Annotated in this window: 9 protein-coding genes and 2 pseudogenes; 4 read left to right on the top strand and 7 right to left on the bottom strand. The window is 65.7% G+C overall.

Features of this window, described 5'->3' with window-relative positions:
- The coding region (locus tag ABFT43_RS21205; RefSeq protein WP_347962250.1) for a type II toxin-antitoxin system prevent-host-death family antitoxin at positions 1-96 on the bottom strand (96 nt) is incomplete at its 3' end.
- 120 nt (positions 97-216) lie between these two features.
- Between ABFT43_RS21205 and ABFT43_RS21200 the strand changes: the two are divergent.
- Positions 217-324, top strand: a pseudogene (locus ABFT43_RS21200) (helix-turn-helix domain-containing protein); the annotation flags it as partial.
- Positions 325-368: 44 nt separating this feature from the next.
- On the top strand, positions 369-1,070 hold the full coding sequence (locus tag ABFT43_RS21195) for an IclR family transcriptional regulator domain-containing protein (protein WP_347962249.1): 702 nt from the start codon (positions 369-371) through the stop codon (positions 1,068-1,070).
- On the opposite strand, the gene ABFT43_RS21190 is transcribed toward ABFT43_RS21195, so the two are convergent.
- From ABFT43_RS21190 to ABFT43_RS21180, 3 genes and pseudogenes are all read right to left on the bottom strand, one after another.
- Positions 1,057-1,581 (bottom strand): MaoC/PaaZ C-terminal domain-containing protein, encoded by a 525-nt coding sequence (locus ABFT43_RS21190; protein WP_347962246.1) that lies wholly within the window; start codon positions 1,579-1,581, stop codon positions 1,057-1,059. The two genes, ABFT43_RS21195 and ABFT43_RS21190, sit on opposite strands and share 14 nt — an antisense overlap.
- Positions 1,582-2,038: 457 nt before the next feature.
- Positions 2,039-2,816, bottom strand: a pseudogene (locus ABFT43_RS21185) (enoyl-CoA hydratase-related protein).
- 36 nt (positions 2,817-2,852) lie between these two features.
- Entirely contained in the window at positions 2,853-3,365 is a 513-nt protein-coding gene (locus tag ABFT43_RS21180) for a winged helix-turn-helix transcriptional regulator (RefSeq protein ID WP_347962245.1), read from the bottom strand.
- Between the two features lie 68 nt (positions 3,366-3,433).
- Here ABFT43_RS21180 and ABFT43_RS21175 point away from each other — a divergent pair, with 68 nt between their 5' ends.
- Positions 3,434-4,753 carry an MFS transporter gene (locus ABFT43_RS21175; protein WP_347962244.1) on the top strand — a complete coding sequence of 440 codons (1,320 nt, stop codon included), beginning with the start codon at positions 3,434-3,436 and terminating at the stop codon, positions 4,751-4,753.
- Positions 4,750-5,589, top strand: a complete 840-nt coding sequence (locus ABFT43_RS21170; RefSeq protein ID WP_347962243.1) for a PhzF family phenazine biosynthesis protein — start codon at positions 4,750-4,752, stop codon at positions 5,587-5,589. Before ABFT43_RS21175 ends, ABFT43_RS21170 begins: the two co-directional genes overlap by 4 nt.
- Before the next feature lie 96 nt (positions 5,590-5,685).
- Here ABFT43_RS21170 and ABFT43_RS21165 read toward each other — a convergent pair whose 3' ends face one another.
- From ABFT43_RS21165 to ABFT43_RS21155, 3 genes are all read right to left on the bottom strand, one after another.
- On the bottom strand, positions 5,686-6,666 hold the full coding sequence (locus ABFT43_RS21165) for an NAD(P)H-dependent flavin oxidoreductase (protein ID WP_347962242.1): 981 nt from the start codon (positions 6,664-6,666) through the stop codon (positions 5,686-5,688).
- A gap of 109 nt (positions 6,667-6,775) precedes the next feature.
- Positions 6,776-7,573, bottom strand: a complete 798-nt coding sequence (locus ABFT43_RS21160; protein ID WP_457590208.1) for an amidohydrolase family protein — start codon at positions 7,571-7,573, stop codon at positions 6,776-6,778.
- 52 nt (positions 7,574-7,625) lie between these two features.
- A complete protein-coding gene (locus ABFT43_RS21155; RefSeq protein WP_347962240.1) occupies positions 7,626-8,972 on the bottom strand; it encodes an MFS transporter in 1,347 nt (448 codons plus the stop codon).
- Positions 8,973-8,991 lie beyond the last annotated feature (19 nt).

Genomic DNA, 8,991 nt, shown 5'->3' with positions numbered 1-8,991 from the left:
GTGTTTGGTGATCGTGATGATGTCGTGCGTGCTCTCGGCGCTGTCGATGAGCGCGGAGAGCTTGTCCTTGGCTTCGCCGAGTGGCACTGTCGTCATGCCTTCAGTCTAGCCGCTAGACTGGCCAGAAACTAGCCATACTGTTAGCCGATAATGTACGTTACGTCAACTAACGGGTTTCCAGCCCCTCACGTTCATTAGTAATACCGGCCCACCAACATCCTCGAGCTTGTCGCTCGCAGCGAAAACGGGACCCGCTTCGCCGACCTCGCCGCGGCAATCGATGCTCCCCGCTCCTCCGTCCACGTCCTCATCAAAGGCCTGGTCGCCACCGGCTACTTCCACGACGAGGGCGGCAGGCACACCATCGGATCGGCCGTCCGCGCACTACTAGCAGCACCGACAGTGCCCCTCGACAGCGCCACCCGGACCAGCATGGAAGCGCTACACACCGAGTTCAACGAAACCGTGATGCTCTCCTTCCTCGTCGGAGATGCCGTCGTCTACACCGATGTCATCGAATCGACCCAGATGTCCGCTACTCCGCCCCGCTGCGCACCCGCCGCCCGCTCTATCCGACCAGCTCCGGAAAATGCTTCCTCGCACACGCCGGCGACGCCTTCCGCGAAAACTATCTCGCAGCACACATTCCGGACGAGGATATGCGAGAACAGGTCCGCGCCGAACTCCGCACGATCGCAGACGACGGTGTCGCCATCAACCGAGGACAAACCCTCCCCGACGTCTGCGGTGTGTCCGTGCCCGTCTTCGGCAACGGACAACTTCTCGCTGTCCTCGCCATGGCCGGACCCACTACCCCGCATCGTCGATCGACTCGACGAGTTTGCGGCCGCCGCCAAGCAAGAAGGACGCCAGATATCGACACGTCTGGCACGCTAGCTGACACCCCGCGGACAGGGACTACGTCATATCCGTTGTTCTTCGGCGACTACCGGAACCCCAATGCGCTGCGGAAGAACGAGCTTGACGAGTGCTTCCCAGGTCTGCTCGACATGGTTCTTGTCGAAGTCGCTGAGTGGGCGGCCCCGTTCACTGGCATCAGCGAGAACTGAGCGGTCCTTGATCGCCGGCTTCCCAGCGCTCTCCTTCGGGGCGTCGCCACGCAAGCATCCGCATCACTGCTGTGTAGCAAATTTTGTCCTCTTGGTTGACGGACCGGAAGGACACTCGCATCGATGCGCGCCCCGGCCGCGAAGCTGAGGTCTCGATGCTCTCCACCCGGCCTTCGACTCGGAGACGGTCACCGGGAAGCGTCGCGGTGGGCCAGGTCATCTCGCCGTGCGCGCCGATGAGGCCAGTGGCCAGGGGAAAGGCCTCAGTGAGCAGCCGCATCGTCAACGCGGCGGTATGCCAGCCGCTGGCGACGAGTCCATCGAAGAAGGTGCCCGCGGCGTCCTCGGCGTCGAGGTGATAGCTCTGTGGGTCGAACTTCGATGCGAAGTCAACGATTTCCTCGGCGGTGACTTCGCGGTGGCCCGAGCGGAACTCGAACCCCTCGGTGAGGTCGTCGAGCCAGAGCCCTCCCGGATGGACGACCTTCGGTGTCATGCTGGCTGATGACATCATGCTCCTTCTTCAGTCGTGCTTGCGCACACCCTGGTTATGTGGTCGACGGTGTCTCCCTACGTATCGTCTGTCCCGCCAGGTCGTGGTCCTCTGCGCCTGCGACGGCGACCTGGTCGCTGTGGCCTGGTCGTGGACCGGGGGTGAATAGTTCCTTCGTGTAGACCGCCGTCGGAACAGCGCGGCCGTGCGCCGTGGCCCGTGTGATAGCCAGCTGCTCGGAGCTACGAACACGAGCACCGGCTGACGCAGTATCGGCAGGTACTTGGCGCCCTCGGCATCCACGTAGGGGGCTGCCGGTGAGGTCGGACTCCCTGATGGTGATTCCGTACATGGGAAACGCGGTGACGTGGAATTTTTACCGGGGAAGAGGGTCCTCGCGAGGAGAACGGCGACTTTCGTGTCGAAGTGGACGGGTGCCGCGTCGTAGGCACGAGTTTCCTGTATGTCTGGAGAATCAGCAGTGGGCGAAGCCCGGCTCGCGCTTGTTCTGGAAGGCGTGCATGCCCTCGATCCGGTCCTCGAGCGCGAAGCTCTGGACGAATGCCTGCCGCTCTGCTTCGACGCCTGCGGCCAGGCCGGTCTCCTGGGCCGCCTGCAGGGTCCGCTCGGCCAAATAAACTGCGGCAGGGATTTTTCGCGATCGCACCCGCCGTCTTCTGCGCTCGATGTGGATCTGGTCGGAGGATACGACGCGGGCGACGAGACCGGCGGACTCGGCCTCCTTCGTACCCATGAGACGACCGGTGAGCACGAGATCGGCAGCCTTGGCCTTGCCGATGGCACGAGGCTGGGTGCCGCCGAGGCCCGGGATCACGGCAATCGAGAACTCGGGGCCGACCGAACTTGGCCGTATCCGCGGCGATGACGAGGTCGCACATCATCACCAGCTCGTTGCCTCCGCCCAGAGCGGAGCCGGCGACAGCGGCGACAAGCGGTGTACGCAGTTGTTCGAACGCGGCCCCAGGACGAGAACAGTTCCGGCAGCGCGGTGCTGCCTTCCGGATGTTTCAGCATTTCGGCGATGTCGCCTCCAGCGGTGAAGGCTCGATCGGAGATCCGGTGACGATGATCGCGCCGATGGCGTCGTCAGTATCGAAGTCGACTGCGACGGCGACGGCGACGATCTCGCGGGACAAGGTCGCGTTGAGCGCGTTCATTGCGCTCGGACGATTCAGGGTGCTCCAGCCGACGCGTCCATCGGTGCGAGTGAAGATCGTTTCGTAGGAACTCATGGGCGCAGCATTTTCTCTCGGTGGTTTCGGGGTCGGTCACGGCGTTCCCCGCCGCAGCAGTACACCAGGACCCACGAGGTCGTCGCGGGCGTCCTTCCAGGGTTTGACCCAGGTCATCTGCTCGGACACGAGGGGCTCGCCGCAGGCGCTACACACCTCGCCGCGGGTCGTCTCCATTCCGCACGCGCGATGGACCAGCGGCATATGGCCGGCATGGTCGGGGGTCCGCGTGTGTTTCTCACCCCAGAGAGCCAGTTGCTGCAGCACCGGCAGCAACTCTGCAGCGGCTTCGGTCGCCGCGTAGCCCTGCCGGGTTCGACCGCCGCGCTCGTAATCGATGCGCACCAGAAGACCGGCGTCGACCATCCCGCGCAGGCGGCGGCTGAGGACCGCCTCGGAAATCCCGAGGTTCCGGTGCAGGGAGTCGAACCTGCCGTGGCCGTGCAGCACGTCGCGCAGGATCACGAGTACCCACGGATCGCCCACCACATCCAGTGCACGGCGAATCGGGCAGGCATCGTCCGACCAATCGGATCGTAGAGCCATCATCTTTCACTCCCCCACGTCATCCGGTAACGTTCCCAGTCTCGCAAACTTCGCTAAAGAAAGTCTAGACCATGACGACGAACCGAACCGAGGCCGCGGCGACCGAACTCGACGACGTCCATCGACGGCGAAACAAGAGAATCCATCCCGCCTGGTGGGTGGCCGCAGTCACATTCCTCGCCCTGTTCGGCGCGGCGGGATTCCGCGGCGCTCCCGGGGCGCTGATGGTGCCACTGGAGACCGAGTTCGGTTGGTCGATGAGCGTGATGTCGGCCGCGGTCAGCTTGAACCTGATCCTCTACGGCCTCGTCGCCCCCTTTGCCGCCGCTCTCATGGATCGCTTCGGCCTGCGGCGGGTCGTCGCGACCGCGCTACTGTTGGTCGCTCTCGGCGCGGCGGGCAGCGTCTTTATGACCGCATCGTGGCAGCTGTTCCTCTTCTGGGGAGTCCTCATCGGGGGCGGGACCGGGTCGATGGCTCTGGCACTCGCCTCCACGATCACCGAGCGATGGTTCGTCGAGCGCCGCGGCCTGGTGATGGGCGCGCTCACCGCGGGACAAGCGACCGGGCAACTGCTCATCCTGCCCCCGGTCGCCGCGATGGCCGAGACCATCGGCTGGCGGCCCGCCTCGCTGGTCATCGGCGGCGTCGCCCTGGCGGTGATCCCCCTGGCAGTCTGGATCCTGCGCGACTTTCCGGAAGACCGCGGAGTTCAACCCTACGGAGCGGATTCCGACAGCTACGTCATACCGCCGAGAGCGCGCGGCGGCGCGATGAGCCGCGCCATCGAAGGCCTGGTGTTCGCCTCCAAACACAAAGCATTCTGGGCATTGGCCGGCGCGTTCGCCGTGTGTGGGGCGACCACAAACGGCCTCGTCGGCATCCACTTCATCCCCTCGGCCCACGACCACGGCATGCCCGCCGCCACCGCCGCGGGGCTGTTGGCCACCGTCGGAGTGTTCGACATCCTCGGCACCGTCGCCTCCGGCTGGCTCACCGACCGTTTCGACCCCCGCAAACTCCTAGCGATCTACTACACCTTCCGCGGAGTCAGCCTCCTGCTGCTGCCGTGGCTGCTGTCCGACGTGGTGCACGTGAGCATGCTCGTGTTCATCGTCATCTACGGTCTCGACTGGGTGGCCACCGTGCCCCCGACCGCCGCCCTGTGCAGCCAGATCTTCGGTGAACGCAGCACCATCGTCTTCGGGTGGGTGTTCGCCGCGCATCAAATCGGGGCGGCGCTGGCGGCCTTCGGCGGCGGCATCGTCCGCGACATCTTCGGCGAATACACCTACGCCTGGTGGGCCGGGGCCGCGACCTGCATCGTCGCCGCCGTCCTCTCCATGCTCGTCGTCCAGAGCCGCTCCGCTCGGAAGGAATCCCCCGCATGATCCGCCAACGCCCCTTCGCCCAGGTCGACGTCTTCTCGTCAGAGGCCTACCGCGGCAACCCCGTGGCCGTCATCCTCGATGCCGAGGGCATCTCCGACGAGGACATGGCGCGCATCGCGCGCTGGACGAATCTGTCCGAGACCACGTTCCTCCTGCCACCCACCACGGACGAGGCCGACTACCGGGTGCGCATCTTCACCCAGACCCGCGAGATCCCCTTCGCCGGCCACCCCACTCTCGGTTCGGCTCGCGCCTGGCTCGAGGCCGGCGGCGCACCCCGGACCGAAGGCACGATCGTCCAGGAGTGCGGAGCCGGCCTCGTCGAGCTGCGCAAAGACGGCGAGGTGCTGTCCTTCGCCTCGCCCCCGACAACACGCACCGGGCCCATCGAGGACGATCATCTTGCCGGGCTCGTCTCGGCCCTCGGGATCACTGCCGACCAGGTCCTCGACCACCAGTGGGTCGATAACGGCCCCGGCTGGGCCGCGATCCGGCTCGCCAGTGCCGCGGAGGTCCTCGCCCTGGAACCGGACTTCTCCGACCTGCCCGACGCGATGGTCGGCGTCGTCGGCGCGCATCCCGCCGGCTCGCCGCACGCGTTCGAGCTGCGCGCCTTCGCCCCGGGCGCGAACGTCGCCGAGGACCCGGTGACCGGAAGTCTGAACGCCTCGGTCGCCCAGTGGCTCACCAGCACCGGTCAGGCACCGCAGCGCTACACCGCCGCCCAGGGCACCCGACTCGGCCGCACAGGCGAAATCGCGGTGGCCGTCCAGGACGGCCGCGTGTGGATCGGCGGAGCGACCGTCGTCCTGTTCCGAGGCACGGCCACCGTATGACGGGCACCTCCTGCCGGAACGGCTGGAGAAGATTCTCACGATCTTGTCAGGATCCTTGAATCTGTAGACATCAACGCTGTTTCAATACCGAAACTGTCAATTGCCGAGCTGCTCGGGCAGAGTGCCCGTAATGATCCGGCGGGCTTCGGTGATGATTGTGTGGACGACTGCTCGGCAGCTGACGACATCGTCGATGAGTCCTTGAGCTTGGCTGGCCCACCACATGCCGCCTTCGACGTCACCGTTGGTCAGCACCTGCTCGCGTCCGCGCGCGCCGGACGCCAGGTGAACGACGTCATCGAATGTGGCTCCAGGTCGACGGGAGATCTCGATGATCTCCTCCGAGATGGAGTTGCGTGCGACGCGGGCGGTGTTGTTGAACTCCCGGAACACCAGCCGCGTGTCACGTTCGGTGTTGGCGACTATTTGCTGTTTGACGTTGTCGTGGATGGGTGCCTCGGTGGTGGCCATGAATCGGGTGCCCATGTTGACCGCCGACGCTCCGAGGGCCAGAGCAGCGACGAGGCCGGATCCGGTGGCGATTCCGCCGCTGGCAATGATCGGGATCGACAATGCCTTGGCGGCGGCGGGGATGAGGACGAGGCCGGGGACGTCGTCGTCGCCGGGATGACCGGCGCATTCGAAACCGTCGATGCTGACGGCGTCGACTCCGAGATGTTCGGCTTTGACGGCGTGACGGACGGAGACGGCCTTGTGGATCACCTTCACCTCGGCGGCCTTGAAAGCGGGCAGGTGCGGTGCAGGGTTGCCGCCGGCGGTTTCGACGATGGTGATGCCGCTGTCGATGATCGCGTCGCGGTACTCGTCATAGGGCACCGGGTTGATGGTGGGCAGGATCGTCAGGTTCACCCCGAACGGTTTGTCGGTCAGGTCGCGGCAGCGGGTGATTTCCTTGACGAGGGCCTCGGGGGTGGGCTGCGTCAGGGCGGTGAGGAATCCGAGGGCGCCGGCGTTGGCGACGGCACTGATCAGATCGGCGGTGCCGACGGCGGTCATCCCGCCACAGACGATCGGATGCTCGATCCCGAAGGTGCGGGTGAAGGCATTGGCGAACATACGTTTTCCTCGGTGTTGTCGTTGGGGGTGGTCGGGCGCCGGGGTCCCTGGGGTGCTCGTAGACGGGGTGGGCATTGTTGTCCACGACCACGGAACCACCGCGAAATGGTCAGTGTGGGAGATTGAAGGCGCGAATTGCGTTCTCGCGTAGAAACGCAGCACGGGTGTGTTCGTCGAGATCGAGCTTGTCGAGTCCGACAAGGCAATCAGGTGCGGGCCACGCGGGGTGGTTGGACCCGAAGAGCACCTTGTGCCGGCCGTGGCTGCGGAGATAGTCGACGATCTCCGCCGGGTAGCGGTTGGTCTTGTAGGCGGAGGTATCGATGTAGACGTTCGGGTATTTCGTGGCCAGGGAGATCGCCTCACCGGTCCAGGGCACACCGATGTGACCGGCAACGATCCTCAGGTCGGGGAACTCCAGGGCGACGTGATCGAGATATGGGATCGGGCGGCCCGGCTCGGAGGGCGCGAGCGGGCCGGTGTGCCCGATCTGGGTGCAGAAGGTGATGTCGAGGTCGCAGCACGCCGCGTAGATCGGGTAGTAGCGGCGGTCGTCCGGGGGCAGATCCCACAGCCACGGCAGGATTCGTACCGCCCGGGCGCCGTACTCGTGGACGCACCGGCGTATTTCCCGGACGGCGTCCATCGGGCGGCGCAGGTCTGCCGAGGCGACCATGACGAAGCGGTCCGGATGTTGTTCGACGATGGTGCCGACTTCGTCGTTGCCGATCAGTTCCCCGGCGGGGCTGTGCCAGGCGCTGAGCATGCCGATGCCGACGCCGGCTTCGTCCATGCGGTCGAGGGTCCAGGAGACCGGTGGTTCGGTCTCGGGAATGGTGCCTTTCGACCAGCGGCGCAGCGAGTTCAGGAAGGGCATGTCGAGCCATCGCTGGGTCGGGTGTTGCATCCATGCGTCGATCGTGGTGTTCACAGGTCTTCTTTCGCGAGAGGTGGACAGTTCACAGGGGTGCGGGGGCAGCTTTGGTGTTGTGGTCGGTGGTGGGGTTCTCCATGTCTCGGTGGCGGGTTTCGGTGAGGAAGAACGTGCAGATCAGGCTCAGGACGCCGAATCCGGCGAGCATCCATCCGATCGCGGCGCCGCCGAAGCGTGCGGCGAGTTCGGCCGCCAGGGTGGGGGCGGTGCCGCCGCCGAGAACGCCGGCGATCGCGTAGGCCATGCCCGCCCCGGTGTAGCGGTATTCGGTCCGGAACATCTCGGGCAGCAGTGCACCGGCGGGGCCGTAGGAGATGCCCATGATGACCAGCGTCAGCGTCAATCCGGCGAAGAACGTGATCGGCGTTGCGATGTCGATCAGTGGGAACAGCAGCAGGCCGCCGGGGATCGACAGCAGGCACGATCCGACCACCATCCGGCGGCGGCCGAGACGATCGGAGTACCCGGCAGCGATGGCGGTGGCCGCGGCGAATGCGACGGCGGCGAGCAGTCCCAGCGACAGCACCGTGGTGCGTGACAGGCCGAGGGTGGTGGTGGCGTAGGAGGTCAGGTAGGCGGTGCCGACATAGAAGAATGCGAACATCATTGCCAAGGAGCCGGCTGCGAGCAGCAGCTCGCGCGGCTGATTTGTGAACACACCGATCAGGGGTCCGGTGGCGGATCGAGGTTGGGTGGACTGTCGTGCGAACATCGGGGTTTCCTCGACCTTGAGCCGGACGTAGAGACCGATCAGGACGAGCAGGGCACTGGCAAGGAACGGGATACGCCAGCCCCAGTCGAGGAAGGCGTCCGAGGTTTCGCCGACCAACAGATTGACCAGCAGGAAGGTGCCGCTGGACAACGCGAAGGCCAGGGACGGTCCGAGCTGGGGGAACAATGCATACAGGCCGCGTTTGTTCGTCGGGGCGTATTCGGTGGCAAGCAGTGTCGCGCCTGCCCACTCCCCGCCCACAGCCAAGCCCTGAGCGATGCGCAGAGCCACCAGGATGATCGGGGCGGCGACACCGATGGTCGACGCGCTGGGAAGCAGGCCGATGGCGACGGTCGCGATGCCCATGAGCAGCAGCGTGCTGACCAGGGTCTTCTTGCGGCCGATGCGGTCACCGAAGTGACCGAAGAGCACAGCGCCGAGCGGTCGGGCGACGAACGCCACGGCGAAGGTGGCGAACGAGGCGACCGTGCCGGCGGCGGTCCCGAGGGCCGGGAAGAAGACCTTCGGGAACACCAGCGCCGCGGCGGTGCCGTAGATGAAGAAGTCGTAGAACTCGATGGTGGTGCCGGTGCAGCTGGCAAGGGCGACACGGCGCATCGGGGTCGATGCGGTGGCCGCCGGGTCGGCGTTTCGGGACATCGGATCTCCTGCTCGGTGG

Source organism: Gordonia aurantiaca, assembly GCF_039939235.1.
In the GTDB taxonomy this organism is placed as follows: domain Bacteria; phylum Actinomycetota; class Actinomycetes; order Mycobacteriales; family Mycobacteriaceae; genus Gordonia.
Note: the sequence above shows the minus strand (reverse complement) of the source record. Positions and strands in the feature narration are given on the sequence as shown.

What these genes read in the sequence shown, in the direction of transcription:
- ABFT43_RS21190 (WP_347962246.1), bottom strand. Translation starts at nt 1,581, where the DNA reads ATGTCATCAGCCAGCATGACACCGAAGGTCGTCCATCCGGGAGGGCTC.
- ABFT43_RS21180 (WP_347962245.1), bottom strand. Translation starts at nt 3,365, where the DNA reads ATGATGGCTCTACGATCCGATTGGTCGGACGATGCCTGCCCGATTCGC.
- ABFT43_RS21175 (WP_347962244.1), top strand. Translation starts at nt 3,434, where the DNA reads ATGACGACGAACCGAACCGAGGCCGCGGCGACCGAACTCGACGACGTC.
- ABFT43_RS21170 (WP_347962243.1), top strand. Translation starts at nt 4,750, where the DNA reads ATGATCCGCCAACGCCCCTTCGCCCAGGTCGACGTCTTCTCGTCAGAG.
- ABFT43_RS21165 (WP_347962242.1), bottom strand. Translation starts at nt 6,666, where the DNA reads ATGTTCGCCAATGCCTTCACCCGCACCTTCGGGATCGAGCATCCGATC.
- ABFT43_RS21160 (WP_457590208.1), bottom strand. Translation starts at nt 7,573, where the DNA reads ATGCAACACCCGACCCAGCGATGGCTCGACATGCCCTTCCTGAACTCG.
- ABFT43_RS21155 (WP_347962240.1), bottom strand. Translation starts at nt 8,972, where the DNA reads ATGTCCCGAAACGCCGACCCGGCGGCCACCGCATCGACCCCGATGCGC.